We start from the raw sequence: 20,470 nt of genomic DNA on the forward strand, positions 1-20,470 counted from the left end.
GACCTATTCCCATATGGAGAAACGCGGTTCCCGTTATTTGCGGTATGCTCTTTTCAATGCCGCTAAATTTGTCTGCAACTGGGATCCCTCTTTTGCCGCCTATCTTGAAAAAAAGCGTGCTGAAGGAAAACATTACAATGTCGCTATTTCTCATGCTGCTAAGAAGCTTGTGCGGCTCATTTATGCCTTAGTCAAATCCCAATCGCCTTACAATCCTGCCGCCTGACTCTTCCTGACTCTACACTTTTTTTGAGCGCCGCAAGACGCTCTTTTTGCTATGCCCTTTTGTCTTCTTTGCCTATTCGTAACTCTTTTGGCTTTTCACCCTTGACTTTTTATAGTTAGTCTTTCTTACTCTTTATTATATCATGCTTTTCTGTTTTAAATCGGCCTGCAATTAAAGGAAACAACTGCTTCCTAGCCCCTCGCCTAACCACCGCTCTCCATTTGCATAAAAAACTCTTATTCCGTCTGGTGCAACTCCGCAATTTTTTCCTATAAATCCACGGACTCATTCCTTACACTAAAAGCAAATGATAAAAGGAGTGTTTAATATGAATTTGTTTGACAAATTTGAAACCGGCAGTCTGGTGCTGCCATCCGGTCAGGTTGATTTTGCAGCCGTGGCCTGGTCGCCGCATCCAACATTTGAAGGCGTAGCGTTAAAGCATCTGATTACCGCCGAAAATACCGGCGGAGCCTTCAGCTATCATCTGGTTCGCCTAGGACCGGGCAAAAAAATCGGTCTGCACATCCACCATCCCCAATTGGAAACCCATGAAGTCGTCGCCGGTGGCGGTGTATGCGTCAATGCAGGACAGGAACTGCCCTATGAGCCGGGAACTATTTCTATCTTTCCGGCCGGCATCAAGCATGAAGTTATGGCCGGGCCGGACGGGCTCTGCCTGTTCGCCAAGTTCATCCCCGCATTATGTTAAGTAAGTTAAGGTAACCGGCTAACCGCTTGCCTATATATGGCAGGGGTCAGGCCAATGATCTGTTTAAAACATTTAATAAAATGACTTTGATCGTAAAAGCCCAGGTCAGCGGCAATCTCGGTCAACGGCTTACCGTTTTCCAGCATCCGCTGCGCCTTGCGAACCTTATTTTGTAGCTGAAATTGATGCGGAGTCATCCCCAGCTTCTGCTTAAACCGTTTAATGTAATGATATTTGCTGAAATACATACTGTCGGCCATGTTTTGTATGCTGCTGTTGTTTTCAGGGTTTTGCCGCAAATGCTTGACATCTGCCAGCATATCACCGACCAATTCCCGGACTGGCTCACCTTGATAAAGCGCGCCGGTTGCCGCTTCCAGACATGTATTGTCAATGGACAGGGCTAAGCAAGTAATATCCTGAGAAAGTATTTCCCGCAGACTGTTGGCGTTATGTCGTTCCACAAGCTCCCTAGGCAGACAGACCGCTATCATATTATAAATAGAAGGTAATAGCAGCGCATGCATCTGATAAGGCTTAATGATAAAAAATTGGCCGGGCTGAACGGTAACGGCCTGCTCTTCACAGATAAGAGTAACAGCTCCCGCCAGGACAAAGCCGACCGTATATATCGATACATGATTATGCTCGTGGTAGGTTATCTGCCAGTCTTTAAGATGTATTATTTCCAATTGCTGCGAACGGTAATAAGCGGACTTACCCATAAAATCACCTGCCTAGCCTAATTATAATATAAATGAAAAAATAAGGTAAACCCAACTCTTCAGTTTGCTCGCTCGGATAGCCTACAGCAATTACCCACAGGCCTGTCGCCGGGCAGACAGCCAAGCCATCAAGCTGACAAGAACCCGCGAAGCTTCGCGGGTTCTTGTCCTACAGCCGGCAGGCTTTTATTCTATTTTTGCATAAACCGTTCTAGTGCCAAGGCCTTGCCTGTGGCGGTCTTGAACTGCTCCTCAATGTACTGCCGAAGCTGCTCTTTGTCGTTTCTAATATCCATGTACGCAAGGTTGGCTAATAGGTCGGCCTCCCATTGTATCTGAAAATCCAAGCCGTCAATCTTAGCCGGTGTATGATGAAATGAAATAATAAAGCAGACCCGCTCAATAAACCGGGAGTCATAGTGAAGCTCTTCCAATATACGCCTGGCGATAGGCGGTCCCTCTTTTTCCTGATACATGGCCTCCATCGACCCATACTTGCGTTGCGCTTCCACGGCCCCTATATCATGCAGAATGGCAACAACCGAAATCAGCTCTCGCTCAGCCGCCTCAATACCTTCCCCTTCCATAATGAGCGCCGCATCCTGCAACACATTAAGTGTGTGGTCGATTCCATAAGGCACTTCCCGGAAAATTTCTTTCATTTTTGCAATCACTTTATCCCTGGACATGGCTCCTCCTCATGACGAATGACCTCAGAGAGTTTTCAGTAACAATGATAGGCCACTGGAATTAACGGAACCGGTCCGTCGGCTAAGACTTTCCCTGGTTGAACTGCGGCGAAGGCCGGCGTTATTCCCGTAAGATTCATTACTGCTTTTGCCCAGCCTTAAGATTGGTATTTTTCCCGCCGGGAAAGCTGCTTAAAAAGTAACATACCTCACCCACCGAAACCTCCAGTGACAATTGAGCAGCACTTTCTTGTATGATTTTTTCCAGACATTTAAAATCCTGCTCCCGCTCGGTTTGTATCTCCCTGCTCCATTGCGGCTCTAATAACGCCTCCTGGGCATAAGCCCGGTCAAACATACACGCTGCATGTAAATAAGTCCGGATAATTACATCTTGTTCCATAGCACCCTGAAAGAACGCACCCGAAATTTTTTCCACCAGTTCCTTGCATACATCCGCTACCTTATACAAAGGCAGTCTTTTAATAAACTTGCCAAGCTGCTCTTCCAACAGTTTGTAAATGCTTTTAGCTGCCTGACTTTCACTCGCCAGTTCATACCTTGCCGGCTGACTGCTTTGCAAAATACTCTTTATTTTCTTTATACCGTCATGACTAAAAAGTTCCCCGGCCGGTACAAAAGGAATATCCGGAATACCCGGATTAAAGCTGCCGATAATTAAATTTACTTTTAGTTCGGTTGTCTGAAGCATTGCTTGAATATCTTCCGCTGCACTGGCCATCTTAAATTGCAGGTTGCTCACTTCCGGAATTTCGGCTACTAAAATTTCCTGCATCTTCTTGGCCACGCCCTGCCCGGTGGCGCAAACCAGCAGTACCACCTTGGGTTCGACTTTTTCCACATTGGCAAGCTTACCATATTGATGACGCTGCCTGATCGTCATGGTATAGTCATCGTAAGCATCATAAATAGCTTTTACTGCATCGTCTAAATTATTTACATTGGTGGTAAATAAGCGTCTTCCCGCTTCGAGAAGCAAGGCAGTCGTCAAGTTGGGGATCACCCGTACTTGTACGCCTGTTTCCTGACATAAGGTGTCTTCCATCGTCACGAGAAATCCCATGTCTACAATCAAAACGACGCCCAGTCCTTCATCTATCTTCTTGATAATCGTGCGGAGGTCCTCCACCGTTTGCATGTTACTGCGGTTCAGGGGAATCTCGTAGTATTTTATTCGATCCATACCCAACAGATTATTAGCCAGTTCCGCCATATGCTGGGCAACACCCCGGCCATGGGCAACAACAACAATACCGGCATGAGCCTGCCCATAATCTTCTCCCCCGTGAATTAAGAACATAGTTAAAAAGCCAAGTTCATCCTCGGGTATTATCGTACCTAGCTTCTTTTCCATACTCTCTTTGTGTTTTTCGGCAATCTTAAACGCCGGACTGTGCTTTTGTTTTATATTTGTTAAATCAGGATTATAAATGGACCGTCCCGAGGCGGACCGTTCTTTAAATTGCTGCAAATGCCAGGCCAGTGCCACAAGCGTGTTTTTACTATAGCTACGAACAAGGCATTCCGCCGCATCATTCACCAGCGCATTGGCAATTTCCCAGACAGGGGCTTCAATAATACTGGCCGGCATATCCACAGAATTGGTTTTACGTAAAATTTGATCGATGGAGCTAAAATACTTTTCCAGATCCTGCCGGGCCTTGATAGTGATCTCTTCGGCCGATATTCCGAGTTGCCGGTAATATTCCATCTTGCGGTCAATGTATTTATAAAAATCAATATGAAAATCATGGACATTGTCCTGCTCAGACTGCAGCAACAGACTGTCTGCTTTAATGAGAATGCCCTCTTTGAACAGCTTATTAACCGCAGTATCCAACACCGATTGTCTTGTCACTAATGAAAAAATGCGCTGGGGAATATTTTTTTCTCTTAATTGCAGATACTGTTCCGAAGCTGTGGAATACTCCAGGTAACTTTTTGCGCAACACAATAAGACATCGTTGCGCAATTCACCGATATTGGCGGGACAATGGTAATTCGCAAAAATCTCCAGGACCTTGCCCTCAATAAATATCGATATACCTAACCGTCTGGCCTCCTGCCGGACAAAATGCACAATGATATTCACCCGCTCGCGGATCGGCCGCTCACTGATGCGCGGCAGGCTGATTTGCACCGGAATCCGCCGGCGAAAAGTCATTAATAAAGAGCTGGATACGTCTTCTGAGGTTGCACCGATAATCATCAGTTGCCCTTTGCGCCGCTCCTGGGTTTCCCCCAACCGCCGGTAAATGCCTTTATCAATTAACATAAATAAAAGTTCCTGGCCTGTCGGCGGCAACCGGTGAATCTCATCAAGAAATAAAATCCCTCCCTGCGCCCGCTCGACAATTCCGTTCCGATCCTCCTCGGCACCGGTAAAAGCGCCTTTCACATAACCGAATAGCTGCGCCAATAAAAGTTGTTCATTGGCGGCATAATCGGCACAGCAAAACTGTACAAAGGGAATCTCATTCTTTTCTTCCTTCTTCCAGCATTGATTAGCATAAGCCCACATTTCCTCAGCCAGAAGATTTTTCCCGACCCCGCTCTCGCCTAAAATCAATGTATGCAGTCCATAAGGCGGATAAATAATCGCCGCTTTGGCAAGTTCAATCTGGGCTTTTATACTGCCGTCGTAGCCAATAATTTCGGCAAAGGGAGTTTTCCCGTTTTTGTTATTACAGGCCTGCGTTTTAGTATTTATTTCTTCTATATTTTCTTTGATTTGATATAGTACCGGCCGCGTACCTGTCTTGGTCACCACGCCTTCTTTAAACAAACGATTTAGCTCCAGAGAAGCGTCGCATCTTTGTATAGCTAATTCCAAGGCAAGTTTTTGAGCACTAATTCCGGGTTTGTTAGTTTTTTTATATTCTTTTAGAAACTGTATAATTTTATCTATCCGTGCCATACCGATTACCTCTCATCAAACATCTATCCGGCATCTACTTTTAGCCGTAATTTCTAAATTTTCACATAAATTCATCTATAGCGAAACATAGTTTCCATATGCCGATAGACAATTTTTCCCTCCAGGATGGTCATCAGCGGAACAAGAACCTGGTTTCCATTATAACAGTCTCCATTCTTATTTTCAAAAACGACAGCAACATCTTGTTTTAATTCAAACATGGCAATATCGGCAATTGCGCCCGCTTCCAGTGTGCCGAGCCGGTTTTCCAGCCCCAGGATACGGGCAGGCTTTTCCGTACAGGCCCGGATAACTTCCAGCAGCGGCAGCCCCAGATTTAAGTATTTCGACAGCAATAACGGCAGTCCGTATATTTGCGGATGAAATAATGATGATAACGTTAAGTCCGTACTGATTATATCCGGCACAAACCCTTCTTTTAGTGCAGGAATCAGCACCTGATAATCATAGTTTCCCTTCGCATCGGCACTGTCAAACAGCACGCCACGCGTTCTCGCTGCCTGTATACTGCTTTTGATACCGCCACTTTGCTCCAGTATTGTGCTGTTCAGTCCCTGATAGCAGTGGCAGAGAATATCCCCGGCCCCTAGCTGTGCAGTAATAGCCTCCAGCGGCATCGGTGGATTCTTGCCATGAACAACCAGCCGGGTATCCAGTTCCCTGGCAATAGCAAGGGTTTTCTGAAGTGGGACATGGCCCCAGTCATCAATGATCGCTTTATCGCAGCGAAGCTTCAACCCGCATATTTCCGGAAATTTATCAATCATGCTTCTGATACGGGGAAGATCATAGTATTGAGGATTGATTTGTTCAGGAAAGTTCCCGCCCAGCTGGCCCATGGAGGATATATTAAGGTAGGCAAACAACTTCATCTTGCTGCGGAGTATGACATTTTGCCTAAAGCTTTCATAGTTGGCGGCCCCGGCACTGCCTGCATCAACGGCTGCCGTAACCCCCATCGGCAATAATGCGGAATCCGGAAAAAAGCCATATTCCGAGCCGCCGTCAAAAATATGCACATGATGATCAATGAGACCAGGCGTAATCAGATAGCCCCTGGCATTGATCACTTGTTCAGCCTGCAGGTCACAAGCCTGCTGCAACGGGAGGATTTTTCCGTCCCGAATTGCCAGATCCTGCTGCTCCATAAGATTATTCTTAGGATCAACGATGGTTCCACCGGAAATCAAAATATCCACTTTTTCTTTCATAGTCATCCTCCCGCCCCCGTCAGAAAAAATAAAGGAATTTAGCTCTACAATGTCCGTCTTAACATAGTAGAGCTAAATGCACCATTTAATTCACAAATAATTATTTAAAAGATGCCCAGCACGCCGCCGGCAATGGCAATAAGCACTAAAATCAGCATGGATTTGGTCGCCGATATTCTTTTCTTTTTTAACATCCAGTAAGTGCCTAAAACCAATAATAACGGTAATACATGTGGCATCAAGGTATCAAAAATTTTCTCCTGAATATTGATCTGGGACTGACCGATATTCAAGACAACCGGTGTAGATAGCTTGACAAAATTGGCTGACAAAGCACCCAGCGTGATAGCTCCCATCGCCGAAGCCGCCACCAAGATCCGGTTTAACAGGTTGCTTTCCATGAGCTGTTTAATCCCTACCTTGCCCATAGTATAACCCCGCATGAACATAAAATAGCCCAGTCCCCACAGGCAGAGTAACATTAAGACCGCGTAAAGCACCGGCCCCATCATGTTCCCGGTGCTGGCCAGGGTAACGCCAAAGGCAATAAAGATCGGGTTAAGCGTCCCCTGCCAGATGGTATCACCCACACCGGCAAAGGGCCCCATTAAGCCGGTTTTAATGCTATTAATCATATCGCCGCTAATCGGCGCTCCATTGGCCTTGTCTTCTTCCATGGCTATAACCATACCATTGATAACACCGCCAAAATACGGTTCCGTATTAAAAAACTGCATATGCCTTTTAATGCAGGCTTTGTATTCTTCCGGATCATCGCCATATAACTTTTTTATAATAGGTGCCATATGCTGAACAAATCCGGTTGCCTGTAACCGTTCATAGTTGTAATTAGAATGAGAAAAAAAGTTCCACATCCAATAAGCGCGTACCAGATCCATCTTTGATAATTGTTTCTTCTTCTCCATGACCGTTTCCGCATCCTTCATCTTACTGTACCTCCTTCATATTCATGGCATGAAAGTATGAAATAATGGTGGCAAAAATAGCAACCGCAATAATGCCCAAATTGAAATATACGCTCATGGCAAAACCCAGAATAAAGAATAACAGTGTGCCTTTACGTCCCATGGCGCTCATATTCATGGCAATCCCCAGAGCCGGCAGCATGCCGCCGATAATACTCATTACGTGTAAAGGCGTTCCCTGCAATAAATTGATAATGGATTTAATAATATCTCCGCCATAATAGGCTCCCAGGGTTACGGGTATTACGCAAATAATGAACATAAAAATCTGCGGCGGGATAATATGCAGGAAGCAAATCTTATCCAAATTCCCTTCCTCAGCCGCTTTATCCGCCATATGGACAAAGGTAACATCCACGGTCATATGGGTTACCCAAATAATCGTGCCCAATAGACCAATCGGTACGGCAATCGCAATCGCAACCGACGGCTCAAGGCCACTTGCCAGCGCAACCGCTGTCCCCAGCGTGCCCGCCAAACCGGCATCGGAGGGCAAAGCCCCGCCGGCAGTAATAAAGGCAATATACGGTAAATTAATGGCAGCTCCAATAATACAACCTTGCACAGGATCGCCCAGAATCAAGCCAACCAGGGTCCCTCCCACGATAGGCTGGCGAATAATATAACTCCCCAGAACGGTGGGCCAGGGATTCCCGTTGGTGCCCATATAGTATACAATACCAATTAATATAGCCTGAATAATCGATATTTCCACAATAACGCCTCCTATAAAAGATCTTCAATATTTATTTTTTTGTCTTGCGGGATCACCTGTATGGAGATGGACAGTCCCTTTTCCAGCAATTTTTTCACGCAGTCTTTCTCCGCTTCCGACATCGATATATTCTTATAAAATTTACTCCGCTCCGCATTGCCGCCCATGCCGCCGACATTTAATTCCTTAATATCAATACCGGCCTCCGCCAAGGCTAAAATAACAGCCGGGGTTTTAACCAGCAAAAAGACTTTATCATCAGGCAATGCAGTAAAAGTCGCTATCATATCCGCAATGGACAACACGGTCATTTTATATCCCGGCGGCACAGCTCCTTTTAAAATCATCTTTACAAAATCATCCTGGGCGGTTAAATCATCAACAATAATAATGTGATTAGCGCCGCTATAATTCAACCAACTGGTTACAACCTGACCATGGATAAGACGGTCATCTACCCGTGAAAACACGATTTGCGCCATGCCTTTTCCCTCCTACGACTCTGCAGCTTGCTGCATTTTTTTTATCATATCACGATTTAACAGGGTAATGCTTTCTTTAGCGGCCTGCAGGCATTCACAGGCCAGCACAGCCTCATTCAGAGAACTTTCCCGCTTAGTCAAAACATGCAACAACATGGGTAAATTCACGCCGGTAAGTAATTGAAAATTGTATGTTTGCAATAGGGAAAATGCAACGTTATAAGGGCTTCCTCCCAGCATATCCACTAACACAACCACGCCTTCACAAGTTTGAAGGGAAATAATCTCTTTTTCCATTTGTTCTCTGAACGCTTGAATAGAATCACCGACATGCAATGTAAGGACCTTTACATTATCCTGCTTTCCCAATAAAACCTCTGAAGTTTTTACCACCCCTTCGCTTAACTCCGAATGGGTAGCTATAATGACACCTACCACGTTTAAAACTCCTTTGCACCGTTATGATCTTGCTTGTTTGATCGCTGCCGCAAATTCTCTGGCGGCAGCAGTAACTTTTCCATAATCACCGTCCTTTTTATGCGCTTTCGATATATAGCTGCCTACGCCTAAGGCACTGCTGCCCGCAGCAAACCATTCCTGCACATTTTCAGGATTTACTCCGCCGGTCGGCACAACGGCAGCCTGCGGCAACGGCGCTTTAATCGTTTTAATATATTGGGGTCCCAAGAACTCAGCCGGGAATATTTTTACAAAGTCCGCGCCGCTTTGTACGGTATTGAGCACCTCCGTCGGCGTCATTGCGCCTGATATGGTCACCGCCTGATAACGGTTGGCCTGTTCGATCATAGCCGGATTCAGATTGGGACTAACCAGCAACCTGGCACCGGCAAGCATGGCGGCATTAGCGGTTTCCGCATCCAGAATCGTTCCCGCGCCAACTACAATATCCTGACCTTTGTATTTATCAGCCAGATAGGCAATCACCCCCAGGGCATTAGCGCAGCTCATCGTGATTTCAAGCGCTTTGACGCCGCCCGCTACCGCCGCTTCGGCAACTTTTTTTGCTTCGTCCTCCTGATCCGTCCTAATAATCAACACCATACCGCTATCTACAATTGTTTTTACTATTTCATATTTGGTCTGCACGATTGGAATTGCCTCCTTCTGTTTAAAAATCATTAGTTTGTAACGGCAAAGCGCGGTTCTTGCCCCGCTAAGACACGAATAATCTCTTCGGCGGCAATGACACCGGCATTTACAATGGCTTCTTCCGTATAGGCCCCGGCATGGGCCGTAAACGTAGCATTACCTAACCCGGACAGCAAAGAATGCTTGGGCGGCTCTTCACAGAAAACATCCAAAGCCGCACCGGCAATTTTGTTGTGCCGCAACGCCTCGTATAAATCGTCTTCCACCACCAGCTCGCCACGGGACGTATTAATGAGAAAAGCAGTGCTTTTCATTCTGCTAAGCCGCTGCGAGTTCACCATCCCCACCGTTGAGACAAGGGCCGGCGCATGCAAAGAAACGAAATCGGCCGTTGCAAAAAGTTCATCCAGTTCCACATAACGAATAGCATATTGATCGACAAGCTCCTGCCGGGGACAGGTATCGTAGGCAATAAGGCTCATGCCAAAAGCAACCGCCCGTTTAGCTACCTCCTGCCCAATATGCCCTGTGCCAACAATGCCTAACACTCTACTATTCAGTTCAACCCCCGTATGACGATACCATTCGCCTTTTCGAATGGCCCGATCCATACCTGCGATATTTCTTGCTGCAGCAAGGATAAGACCCATTGTCAAATCAGCCACTGATTTACTGTTGGCCCCCGGTGTAATCGTCACCGCAATACCAATCTGTTTAGCCGTTTCTACATCAATGGTATTATAGCCTACCCCCTGCTTGGCAACAATTTTCAAGCTGGGGCTTCCTGCCTCCAGAACACGTTTGGTTACCACATCACTGCCGGCAACCATCGCGCTAGCCCCCTGTATCCGCTCCACTAACTCCGCCTCGGTCAGCGTCCTGTCAAAAGGGTTCAGGATTAATTCGTAGCCCGCTTCTTCCAATAGTTTGGTCATTTTGGCAGCGCGCGAACGTGCCCGGGAGCCAATTAGTATTTTTTTCTTCATTTCCCTCTCCTTAAAGATTGTTGTGGCCACATGAATCTATAGTGCAAATGTCATGCCACCACACATAACCCTTGAATTCTCAAAGCTAAAAAGCGGCGTTGCAACACAAGCCCTTAGTGTTGCAACGCCGCTCAAATCATATAACAGACCGAATGCAAATTCTTTAGTAAAATACCGGGACAGCCTATTCAGAAAGGCGACAGGCATTGAATCAGAAGTACCGTCCCCTTGTTGCTTTATAAAAAATAAGGATGCCGTAAAACGCTTTAAAGCGGAATGCAGCATCCCTTATTTTTATTTATACGATTTCGGTTTTTGAGAGTACCTCTTAAACATTCATGACAGTTACGGAGAGTCCCAATTATAATACTGTTAATTCAACCTAATCCTACAAAACGATTTAACAGATTTTCTGTGTCCTTCCGGGAAGACTTGAGGGGTTTATTTTACTTGTTAGATTTTAAATTTTCCGATAGCAACTTGTAATTCTTCCGCCATTTTTGCCAAATTCCTACTGGACGATGCAATTTCTTCAACTGAGGCGGATTGTTCTTCCGTTGCCGCAGAGATAGTCTGAGTTTGCTCAGCGGCTTTCCGGCTTTCATCATCAATCTCTTGTACAGAATTAACCACATCTTGAGTACCGCTTGTAATTTCCTCGATAGCACCGGAGATTTCGTGTATTTGACTGGTTATATCTTTTACCATAGTCCAAATTTCACTAAAGCTTTGACCGGCAACAGTTACAACCCTAGCCCCTTTATCTACTTCGTTCTTACCATCATTCATATAGGTTACTGCACTATCGGTCTTTGCTTGCACTTCGCTAATCAACTGGGTAATTTGTTTTGCCGCATCCTGGGACTGTTCGGCTAATTTCCTGACTTCTTCGGCTACTACAGCGAACCCTCTTCCTGCCTCACCAGCCCTGGCCGCTTCAATTGCCGCGTTTAAAGCTAATAAATTGGTTTGCCCTGAAATGCTGGAAATAACATCGACAATTTGCCCAATCTGCTTTGATTTATCTTCTAATTCTGTAATTACATTAGCCGTAGCGTTGGTTTTTTCTTCAATAATTTGCATCTGACTTACCGCTTGTCTAATCGCTTCTTCTCCGTTGTTAGCCGTCATAGCCGTCTTTTCGGCAGAACTGGAGACGGTTTCCGTATTTGACGCAACCTGAGTAATTGCGTTAGAAATTTGAAGGACTACGCTGCTTGCATTATGAGCTAGCTGTAGTTGTTTCTCTGCACCTTGAGCTACCTCGGTTACTGATCCTGCTACCTGATTAGAGGCTTGAGCTGATTGCTCTGCACTTGCGGTCAGTTCCTCAGAAGAGGCTGCCAGTTGTTCGGAAGTATTAGCTAACTGTCTAATTAAATCTTTTACATTCTTATTCATTGTAGCAACGGCTCTGGATACAGTACCAAATTCACTTTTGTCATTTAAATTCTGCTGAGAGACTTCTCTTGTAAAGTCACCTTTGGCTACCGTATCCATAAATATGGCAACATCATTTAAGCGTTTTGTAATTCTTTTGGTAATCAATACCCCAAGTAAAATTCCAAGTAAAATAGCTGAAAGAATAACAATAACAAACATAGTATTCGCATATACAAAATCTTTATGATTTTGTATATTCATTTCTTCCACAGATTTTTTTGTCTCTTCGCCTACTACGACCAGCTTTTTCATAAACCCATCCGCTAAAGGCTTCGCGTCCTGAGTATATAAAGCATATGCTTCCGTATTTTTATTTTGTGAGGCAAGAGAAATAACTTTACTTCTTACTTCTCTATACTTTCCTAATATTTCCCGCATTTCTTTGACATCTGCCTTGCTTTGGTCATCTATTGGCATTTGTTCAAATTTAGTCAAGTTGGCATCAAATAGTTTAGCATTCTCACTAATAGAATCCATCAATGCTTTATTCTCAGTTTCATTGGTCGTCAACATTAACGAAAACAAATTGCCTTCAATTCTTCTGGCATACACACGGTTTTCATTAATAAGCTCAAGTTCAGTAATTTTTTCATTATACATTCTATCCATCGCCTGATTGGTTTTAGCTAAAAAATAATACCCTACACCACCAACAGATACTAAGGCAATTACAAATACAACAATTAATAGAGCGAGTTTGCGTGCTACTTTTAAATTATTTAACCAGTTCATTAATTAATCTCCTCTTTAATTAGAAATAATTATTGCTTAACATTGATTCGAATTAACTCCGACATATTTCTACAAATTTCTACAAAATTCCTTCTATTTTTTTCAGATATAAACCCTTTTACATAATATAATTTATAGAATAACCTCGTTTTTTCGCAACGCCACTTTACTCCATTCACTCACTCTGTCCGTCCAACATTGGTAATATCTCCTCAGAAGCTGGCCCAAGATAAGTAAATTCCAAACCTTTATTTAAAATTATATACAACAGGCATACCTGCATCAATTACCCTAAAAGATAGAAAAAAACGCTATTGTAGATTATTACTATCCTCTGGGGATAGCCCTACAATATTTAGCGTACAAAATCGGCAAGAGGAAACAGCAAAAAAAGGAGACTGTTGTAGTCCAACAGCCCCCCCCTTTGCATTTCACCAATAGCCTTTAAACCTGTATACTTCAGCCTATTACACCTTAAATTTGTGAACCGCGCCTTGCAATTTCTCAGCCATAATAGACAGTTCCTGGCTAGAAGACGAGATTTCCTCTATAGAAGCGGAATGTTCCTCTATGGCCGACGAAACTGTTTGCGTCCGGTTTGCCGACTTTTTGCCTATATCATCAATGTTGCGCATGGCCGTCACAATTTGCTGACTGCCGGCCGATAACTGCTGTATGGCCGAAGAAATTTCCATCACTTGCGACGATACGTCATCAATAAGCGAGACGATTTCTTTAAAGCCCTTCCCGGCGTTAACCACTACCTCCGCCCCGGTTTTTACCTGCTGGCTGCCCTCGTTCATGGCTGTAACCGCCCGGCTGGTTTCGGCCTGTACTTCACCAATCATACCAGCAATCTGACTCGCTGCCTCCTGAGACTGTTCCGCCAGTTTACGCACTTCCTCGGCGACCACGGCAAAGCCTCGTCCCTGTTCTCCCGCACGGGCCGCCTCAATGGCTGCGTTGAGTGCCAATAGGTTGGTCTGGCTGGCAATGCCGGAAATCGTATCGACAATCTGCCCTATTTCTTTTGAGCGTTCGCCAAGCTTTTCTACGGCCTGCGCTGAAGCTCCCACCGTTTCTTCAATACTTTCCATTTGAGCCGATACCAAATCTGCCGATTGGGAACCTGCCGTCGCAGCTTCAGCGGTTTTCGAGGCCGCTCCGCTTACCGTATTGGCATTGCCGGCTATTTGCTCAATAGCCGTCGACATCTGCATGACAATGTTAGTAGCTTCCTCAATGGCATTTGACTGTTCTTGCGCTCCTTGCGCAACTTCCGCAATAGTAACTGTGACATCTTCCGTTGCCTGAGCAGCCTGATCGGTGCCAGCCGTCAATTCTTCCGAAGCTGCCGCCAACTGCTCGGCAGTCTGCGTAATATTAACTACCAAATTACGCAAGTGCCCTGCCATAACATTGACTTCCTTGCTAAGCTGACCGACTTCATCTTCATAGACTGCCGTTGCCTGCCTATCGGCAAGATTTCCGGCCGCCAGCTGCTTCACCTGTGAAACCATCTGGTTTAACGGGACAGCAATCAAACGGGAAATCAGCCAACCCATTCCCAAAGCCAGGAGAACCGTCACTAACGTTGCAGCCAGGCCAAGACGGTCGTTGTACACCGCAAGAGCATTATTGGCCGTTTTTTCCTCTGCTGCGATCTTCGAGTTATGTTCAACCAGTTCATCCAGCAACTTATTTAAGCTCTCCAAGTGGCCTGCGGCGTTTTGCGTAAAATACGCATAACCTTCCGCCTGTCTTCCTGCCATTGCCAGATCCAGCGCCTTTTGCCATTCACCCCGGTAGGCTTTCATTTCCTCCATTACCTGAGGCAACGCCTGGGCCTCATAAGAGTCCAGCTTTGCCTGGGAATAATCGCCAAGCAGGCTTTCGACTTTGGCCTTATGCTCACCGATCTCCTTTAACAGCACCGCTTGCTTGGATTTATCCTGACTGAGGAAAATCGCTAAGGTGAGATTTTCATTAATTCTGCTTTCTGCTCGCACCGAGTTTAGCCACTGAATCGGCAGCAAGCGATTGTTATACATATCATTAAGGCTGGCGGCCATGTTCGTTGTTGCATAATGACCTAAGTAGCCGACAATAAGCAAAGAAAGTGTCATGAGAATAATTAAACTAAGAATTTTTACAGATGTTTTAAGATTTCGTAACATCTTAATCTCTCCCCTGCTATAAGCAATGTTTATGTTGCCTTGATTGACTTAATGATCAACTCCATCATGGCTTGGGCACCTTCGACGATGTCTTCAATTGCTTTTTCAAGCGTAAGAAACGGGACCAAATACTCGGTAAATGCTTCTCTCACCAGCCTGGCGGTCAAGGGAATATCGTCAATCTCAAATGTACCATCCTGGACCCCTTGCGTAAGAATCTCTTCAATAACGGCAATCACCTTTAATTTTACCGTCTTTCCCAAATCTGTCGGCTTAAATCCTATGTGTCGGAAATTTTTTATTTCCTTAACAAATTCAGTAAACGCCCGGTCTCTCTGCATTTTCAGATTGACCGCCCGTACGAACCCGATCATGAATCGGCGGAGCCGCATTTCCGGAGGCGCCTGGCAAGACACAGATAACTCTTTCAATAGCTGGTCCATCTCTTGCTGGGCCCGCTCAAGCAAGGCGTCAATTAAGGCTTCTTTGTTGGCGAACTCATTATAAATTGTTCCCACACTACACCCTACTTCGCGTGCAATATCGCGCATAGTTGTTCTATTTATGCCGTGATCTGCAACAATCCGCATGAAAGCATCCAAAATCTGATCCCGTCTCTGACCAGTCACTTTTCGTCCCCCTTTTATTATAGACAGGAAGCACCAGATGACTGTCTATATCCGTTTTAAACATTTGAACGTTTTGTTTATTCGTTCAAATTATACTGCAATTTCTTTTGTTATGCAATATTTTCCATGTAGATTTTTATTTATAGTCCTATCATATTTACTATTGAAAAAACACTCCATCCAAGGCACCAGCCTCAGATGAAGTGTTTATAGTTTATATTAGAGGAAGCCTGATCAGCAAACTGATCTCGATTGCTTTATACCCGGAAAACATTAATTGCGGCTTGAAGTTCCTCAGCCATTTTAGAAAGACTCCGGCTGGTTGCGGCAATTTCCTGCATGGATGCCGTTTGTTCTTCTGTCGCTGCCGAAACATTGTGCGTTTGGGAAGCAGTCTCCTGCGTTATTTCCTCAATGCCTTTAACGGCCGTGACAATATCCCGGCTGGCACCGGAAATTTGATTAGCGGCAGAAGAAATTTCTTCAACCTGGGCAGTAACCACCTCGACCATTTGGACAATATGATTGAAAGCGCCACCAGCCTCATTGACGATTTTCACGCCGCTTCTGACTTCATCCGTACCAGCCGTCATGGCGGTTACCGCATATTCGGTTTCCTGCTGTATTTCGGTAATCAAGGTGCCAATCTGTTGGGCCGCCTGATCAGATTGCTCTGCCAAGTGACGTACTTCGTCCGCCACCACAGCAAACCCCCGCCCCTGCTCACCGGCCCGTGCCGCTTCAATGGCAGCATTCAAGGCTAACAGATTGGTCTGACCGGCAATGCCGGAAATCGTTCCGACAATTTGCCCGATTTCCTGAGAACGCTCGCCCAGTCTGCTGATAACTTGAGCCAAATTGTTAATCGTAGTTTCCACACTGGTCATCTGCGTTTCAGCCGAATGAATGAACTTGCCGCCTGCATCGGCCGCAGTAGCTGTCTTGACTGAGGTACTGGCCACCAATTGGGCATTTTGAGCTACGGCATCGGCTTCGGCTGCGGATTGCTCTACCACAGCTAACGTATTTTGCACGGAGGCCGTCTGTCTCTCTGTACCGGCGGCTACATCCACAATAGACTTTGCTACCTGCGTTGCAGTCTGGGTAGACTCCTCAGAACTTGCACTTAATTGTTCCGAAGCTGCCGAAAGCTGCTCCGCCTTGGATTGTACATCAACGATAAGATTCTTTAGATTCTCCTTCATACGAAGCAGCGCTTTCGCCAGAAAACCAAACTCATCGGAACGCACGGTAAGATTGGCAACCCAATTTCCAGCAAAGTCTCCTTTGGCCATAGTCGTCAGTTCATTAACTACTAATTTAATCGGAGCGGTAATCTGTCTGGTAAGGAAAATACTCAGACTAATCCCCACAATGAGGGCAATAACCCCGATTACCGTAGCGATGATGAGATTGCGGGACAAACTTCCGTTTGCCTCTTCAACATTTTTCTGGGCTAACTGGGAATTTTCCTCTACTGCGGTATGCAGTGATTTTTGGATAGACTGGGCAAAAGGCGTCAACTCTTTAGTTACATCCCCGGCTATTTTCCCTTTGGCATTAGCCAGCTCCACATTACCCGCCTGCTTAGCCTGATACTGTTCCCTAAGTGCCGGAATCAACTGCCCAACCACGCCGCTTTTGTATTTTTCAGTATCATTGATTAACTGCTCGACGTCTTTTACCTGATCTCCTGTTGTTAGTGCCTGTAATTCTTTTTCCAGCTTGTCCACTGCTGTCAATTTATCCTCAAAGTTCTTGCTGTACTGTTCGTTTCCATCAGCAATATACCGCCTGATTTCTAAAACAGCACCTGTATATTCATTTTCCGCTTTGGCGGCAATAATAGCCCGGGCATTACTAGTTTGGATTTGATGGACATTATTTTTACTTTCGTTGGAGGACCAGAAGAAGTATACATTTACCGCCAGCATTAATAATAAAATCGCCGTGAGTGATGAGATAACTTTTTGCTTGATTGTCATAACTTTCCCCCTGTTTGTTCGTTTATGCGAAACCGGCTCTATATGTCTTACACCCGTAGCCAACCCATAAAGCTGACTTTACCTGATAATCGAGTGCCTTCTTATAGAGCAAGGTCACCACAGATTATTTAGGGGCATCTCGTATTACGACAAAATATTATAAAATCCTCCAAAAAAGCGCATTTCTCTCATTTTTACTCCTGTTTTGCATTCTTCAGCAAATAGAAAAAGAGCCTTTCGGCTCTTGTAAAGCTATAAAAAGATTACATTTCAGCTAGTAATTTGTCCTCTTTTAGGATATGGGTTATAAGCCAATCACACACAAAATACAATATCTCGTTAAGATATTTGTTTTGTTCATTATCAATCTTGGAATAATCAACTGCGTTAATCTTTTCTATAAAATCCTGATGCATCACTTTATGAGAAAAAAACTTTTTATAACCGTTCTTCAGCATGTAGTCTTCTTCCATCTTGAAATGGTAAATCGTATATTCTTTTAATTCCGTTATTATTGCCACGATACCATCATACTTGTCGGTAATAAATTCGTCACACAGTAATTCTTGTATGCGATTCACAATTTCAAATAACTTCATATGTTGTTTATCGACCTCAGGAATACCAATACTGTATTCGTCTTTCCACTTTGCAATTGCCATAACCGCCACTCCTCCTTTTTTCAACATTTCGCGACAAATTCCACATATCCTTCTTGATAAAAAGCAACGTTTACCAATACTTACAGAATTATTCCATACAGGTTTCTTTCATCGTTACGCTGCTATTTATCACGACGCCACATCTTACAAACTATATATCAGTTTGATGACCCTCCCCGCAAGAAAACCTTTTTTCCTGCCGTTACTGTGACTGTGATTTCCGGGCTTCTTGCAGCTTAGATCTATCACCCATTCAAGGCAATAAAAAAGAAAGCTTTTACCCGACAGGTAAAAGCTCTTTGCCTAGCTACATTAATCTTCCATTAGTTTACGAATTCTTCCGGCTTCTTCCATAGGATTTTCAGATTTCAAGATTCCGCCTCCAACAATTAAAATATCCGGCTGCCGGGCTATATACTGGCCAACCGTTTTGCTATTGATACCACCGGCCACCGCAACCTGACAAGACTTCACATGTTTTTGGATTTCAATCAAATCATCCAGCGGAGTCCTTCCCATGGCCTGTTGATCCACCCCGGTGTGTACAGCAATGACATCTACGCCCAGCGCTTCTATAACCGGAACCCGTGCAGCCAAATCGGGGATGCAAATCATATCCACCATGACCTTTTTTCCATATTTTTTTGCTTCATTCACACACTCTTTTATTGTTAAATCATCCGTGACGCCTAAAACCGTTACATATTCCGCACCAACCTCATAGGCCAATCGCGCCTCATAAGCCCCTGCATCCATGATTTTTGCATCGCATAGAATTTTCAGTTCAGGAAATTTTTTGTGAATCTGTCTGATGGCATCCCTTCCGGCGTCTATAAGAAGCGGGGTCCCCACTTCAACAATGTCAACATAAGGAGCTAACGTCTCCAGTGCTGTTAGCGCTTCTTCCACATTAAGCTCATCGATAGCCAATTGTAACTTCATATTCTTCCCCTCTCAAATAAATTTGTACGGTACTTTCCATTTCGATTACGGATGAAGGATGACTTTGCCAAACAGTTCCTTTCTTTCCATCAACTTTTCAAAAACCTCCGGACCTTTGCTTAAAGGCAACCGGTGCGTGATGATCTCCTCGGTGTTAATCTTTCCTTCGGCAAAAAAATGAACGCTATCAGACCATTCTTTACCGGGAAAGGGTGCCGAAACATTACTCCACGATCCCCAAACCGTTAATTCACTTCTTAATATTTTTTCAAAATAATATCGCTTCACCGTAACATCACCATAAGGAATACCTAAGAAAACAACGCCGCCACCCTTTTTAGCATAGGCAAATACCTGGGATGCCGTTATGGGAGATCCTGCGGCCTCAATGACGAGATCTGCTTTTAATCCTTCGGAATGCTGTAAAATAACCGCTTCCGTATCTTCCTGTAAAGAATTGATAATTACATCTGCCCCAAGTCTTTTTGCTATCGCCAGTTTGGCATCGTCAATATCAATGGCTATTACTTTTTTAGCTCCAAAAACCTTAACCCATTGAATGGCAAGTAACCCTAACGATCCACCGGCTCCAACTACCGCAACGGTATCACCCACCGACAGGGAAGTTCTATATAATCCATGAAGAACTACAGTGGAAGGCTCCATCAAAGCTGCCGCATCAAACGAAAGGGTATCAGGAATCGGCACAAGGTTTTGCGAAGGCAGGCAGATATATTCCGCAAAGGCACCTGGACGTTTTGCACCAATAGCAGTATTAAAGTCGCTCCGGTTATATTCCCCTTTTTTATAATAGTAGTCTTCTCCGTCAAAGACAACCGGGCAACCGGCCACTCTGTCGCCCTTGGCAACGTTGGTAACTGCGATACCTGCCTCAACCACTTCTCCGGAAAATTCATGGCCCCAAATCATTCCCGGAATATAAGGGCCTAACAGCTTATATCTGGATATATCCGAGCCGCATATCCCTGCTGCCTTAACTTTTACAATAACATCATTCGCACTCTGAATGACCGGATTTTCAGCTTGTTCAAACCGGATATCCCGAACCCCGTACAGTTTTAAAGCATCCATAGTATCA

General features: G+C 44.8%; 18 protein-coding genes and 1 pseudogene. 2 read left to right on the forward strand and 17 right to left on the reverse strand.

Going from position 1 to position 20,470, the window contains the following annotated elements:
* Positions 1-226: pseudogene (locus BMW43_RS18540) on the forward strand (IS110 family transposase); the annotation flags it as partial.
* Between the two features lie 328 nt (positions 227-554).
* Positions 555-938 carry a cupin domain-containing protein gene (locus BMW43_RS18545; protein WP_218140730.1) on the forward strand — a complete coding sequence of 128 codons (384 nt, stop codon included), beginning with the start codon at positions 555-557 and terminating at the stop codon, positions 936-938.
* Between the two features lie 5 nt (positions 939-943).
* Here BMW43_RS18545 and BMW43_RS18550 read toward each other — a convergent pair whose 3' ends face one another.
* From BMW43_RS18550 to BMW43_RS18630, 17 genes are all read right to left on the reverse strand, one after another.
* A complete protein-coding gene (locus BMW43_RS18550) occupies positions 944-1,663 on the reverse strand; it encodes a helix-turn-helix domain-containing protein (RefSeq protein ID WP_091751335.1) in 720 nt (239 codons plus the stop codon).
* A 191-nt stretch (positions 1,664-1,854) separates the two neighbouring features.
* The gene (locus tag BMW43_RS18555) at positions 1,855-2,352 is read right to left on the reverse strand and encodes an HD domain-containing protein (RefSeq protein ID WP_091751338.1); all 498 of its coding nucleotides are present in this window, start codon (positions 2,350-2,352) and stop codon (positions 1,855-1,857) included.
* 139 nt (positions 2,353-2,491) lie between these two features.
* Entirely contained in the window at positions 2,492-5,290 is a 2,799-nt protein-coding gene (locus BMW43_RS18560; RefSeq protein WP_091751341.1) for a sigma-54-dependent transcriptional regulator, read from the reverse strand.
* Positions 5,291-5,361: 71 nt separating this feature from the next.
* Complete coding sequence (locus BMW43_RS18565) at positions 5,362-6,522, reverse strand: amidohydrolase family protein (RefSeq protein WP_177173677.1); 1,161 nt, start codon at positions 6,520-6,522, stop codon at positions 5,362-5,364.
* A gap of 104 nt (positions 6,523-6,626) precedes the next feature.
* The gene (locus tag BMW43_RS18570) at positions 6,627-7,469 is read right to left on the reverse strand and encodes a PTS system mannose/fructose/sorbose family transporter subunit IID (protein ID WP_245732607.1); all 843 of its coding nucleotides are present in this window, start codon (positions 7,467-7,469) and stop codon (positions 6,627-6,629) included.
* A 1-nt stretch (position 7,470) separates the two neighbouring features.
* A complete protein-coding gene (locus tag BMW43_RS18575; protein WP_091751347.1) occupies positions 7,471-8,223 on the reverse strand; it encodes a PTS mannose/fructose/sorbose/N-acetylgalactosamine transporter subunit IIC in 753 nt (250 codons plus the stop codon).
* Positions 8,224-8,234: 11 nt separating this feature from the next.
* Positions 8,235-8,705, reverse strand: coding sequence for a PTS sugar transporter subunit IIB (locus BMW43_RS18580; protein WP_091751350.1), 471 nt, complete (start codon positions 8,703-8,705; stop codon positions 8,235-8,237).
* A 12-nt stretch (positions 8,706-8,717) separates the two neighbouring features.
* Positions 8,718-9,143 carry a PTS sugar transporter subunit IIA gene (locus BMW43_RS18585; RefSeq protein WP_091751353.1) on the reverse strand — a complete coding sequence of 142 codons (426 nt, stop codon included), beginning with the start codon at positions 9,141-9,143 and terminating at the stop codon, positions 8,718-8,720.
* 21 nt (positions 9,144-9,164) lie between these two features.
* Positions 9,165-9,812 carry a bifunctional 4-hydroxy-2-oxoglutarate aldolase/2-dehydro-3-deoxy-phosphogluconate aldolase gene (gene eda / locus BMW43_RS18590; protein WP_091751357.1) on the reverse strand — a complete coding sequence of 216 codons (648 nt, stop codon included), beginning with the start codon at positions 9,810-9,812 and terminating at the stop codon, positions 9,165-9,167.
* A 32-nt stretch (positions 9,813-9,844) separates the two neighbouring features.
* Positions 9,845-10,801, reverse strand: a complete 957-nt coding sequence (locus BMW43_RS18595; RefSeq protein WP_091751360.1) for a phosphoglycerate dehydrogenase — start codon at positions 10,799-10,801, stop codon at positions 9,845-9,847.
* Positions 10,802-11,254: 453 nt separating this feature from the next.
* Positions 11,255-12,976, reverse strand: a complete 1,722-nt coding sequence (locus BMW43_RS18600) for a methyl-accepting chemotaxis protein (RefSeq protein ID WP_091751363.1) — start codon at positions 12,974-12,976, stop codon at positions 11,255-11,257.
* 467 nt (positions 12,977-13,443) lie between these two features.
* The gene (locus BMW43_RS18605) at positions 13,444-15,153 is read right to left on the reverse strand and encodes a methyl-accepting chemotaxis protein (RefSeq protein WP_245732609.1); all 1,710 of its coding nucleotides are present in this window, start codon (positions 15,151-15,153) and stop codon (positions 13,444-13,446) included.
* 29 nt (positions 15,154-15,182) lie between these two features.
* Positions 15,183-15,782 carry a TetR/AcrR family transcriptional regulator gene (locus BMW43_RS18610; RefSeq protein ID WP_091751369.1) on the reverse strand — a complete coding sequence of 200 codons (600 nt, stop codon included), beginning with the start codon at positions 15,780-15,782 and terminating at the stop codon, positions 15,183-15,185.
* A 257-nt stretch (positions 15,783-16,039) separates the two neighbouring features.
* Positions 16,040-17,767 (reverse strand): methyl-accepting chemotaxis protein, encoded by a 1,728-nt coding sequence (locus BMW43_RS18615; RefSeq protein WP_091751374.1) that lies wholly within the window; start codon positions 17,765-17,767, stop codon positions 16,040-16,042.
* A 263-nt stretch (positions 17,768-18,030) separates the two neighbouring features.
* The gene (locus BMW43_RS18620) at positions 18,031-18,429 is read right to left on the reverse strand and encodes a bacteriohemerythrin (RefSeq protein WP_245732610.1); all 399 of its coding nucleotides are present in this window, start codon (positions 18,427-18,429) and stop codon (positions 18,031-18,033) included.
* Positions 18,430-18,741: 312 nt separating this feature from the next.
* Complete coding sequence (hxlA, locus tag BMW43_RS18625) at positions 18,742-19,371, reverse strand: 3-hexulose-6-phosphate synthase (RefSeq protein WP_091751377.1); 630 nt, start codon at positions 19,369-19,371, stop codon at positions 18,742-18,744.
* A gap of 45 nt (positions 19,372-19,416) precedes the next feature.
* A complete protein-coding gene (locus tag BMW43_RS18630; RefSeq protein WP_091751380.1) occupies positions 19,417-20,463 on the reverse strand; it encodes a galactitol-1-phosphate 5-dehydrogenase in 1,047 nt (348 codons plus the stop codon).
* Positions 20,464-20,470 lie beyond the last annotated feature (7 nt).

The sequence above is a fragment of the Propionispora vibrioides genome (assembly GCF_900110485.1).
Taxonomy (GTDB): Bacteria; Bacillota; Negativicutes; order Propionisporales; family Propionisporaceae; genus Propionispora; species Propionispora vibrioides.

Coding starts and splice junctions, on each gene's coding strand:
- BMW43_RS18545 (WP_218140730.1), top strand. CDS start 555: ATGAATTTGTTTGACAAATTTGAAACCGGCAGTCTGGTGCTGCCATCC.
- BMW43_RS18550 (WP_091751335.1), bottom strand. CDS start 1,663: ATGGGTAAGTCCGCTTATTACCGTTCGCAGCAATTGGAAATAATACAT.
- BMW43_RS18555 (WP_091751338.1), bottom strand. CDS start 2,352: ATGTCCAGGGATAAAGTGATTGCAAAAATGAAAGAAATTTTCCGGGAA.
- BMW43_RS18560 (WP_091751341.1), bottom strand. CDS start 5,290: ATGGCACGGATAGATAAAATTATACAGTTTCTAAAAGAATATAAAAAA.
- BMW43_RS18565 (WP_177173677.1), bottom strand. CDS start 6,522: ATGAAAGAAAAAGTGGATATTTTGATTTCCGGTGGAACCATCGTTGAT.
- BMW43_RS18570 (WP_245732607.1), bottom strand. CDS start 7,469: ATGAAGGATGCGGAAACGGTCATGGAGAAGAAGAAACAATTATCAAAG.
- BMW43_RS18580 (WP_091751350.1), bottom strand. CDS start 8,705: ATGGCGCAAATCGTGTTTTCACGGGTAGATGACCGTCTTATCCATGGT.
- BMW43_RS18595 (WP_091751360.1), bottom strand. CDS start 10,801: ATGAAGAAAAAAATACTAATTGGCTCCCGGGCACGTTCGCGCGCTGCC.
- BMW43_RS18600 (WP_091751363.1), bottom strand. CDS start 12,976: ATGAACTGGTTAAATAATTTAAAAGTAGCACGCAAACTCGCTCTATTA.
- BMW43_RS18605 (WP_245732609.1), bottom strand. CDS start 15,153: ATGTTACGAAATCTTAAAACATCTGTAAAAATTCTTAGTTTAATTATT.
- BMW43_RS18615 (WP_091751374.1), bottom strand. CDS start 17,767: ATGACAATCAAGCAAAAAGTTATCTCATCACTCACGGCGATTTTATTA.
- BMW43_RS18620 (WP_245732610.1), bottom strand. CDS start 18,429: ATGGCAATTGCAAAGTGGAAAGACGAATACAGTATTGGTATTCCTGAG.
- hxlA (WP_091751377.1), bottom strand. CDS start 19,371: ATGAAGTTACAATTGGCTATCGATGAGCTTAATGTGGAAGAAGCGCTA.
- BMW43_RS18630 (WP_091751380.1), bottom strand. CDS start 20,463: ATGGATGCTTTAAAACTGTACGGGGTTCGGGATATCCGGTTTGAACAA.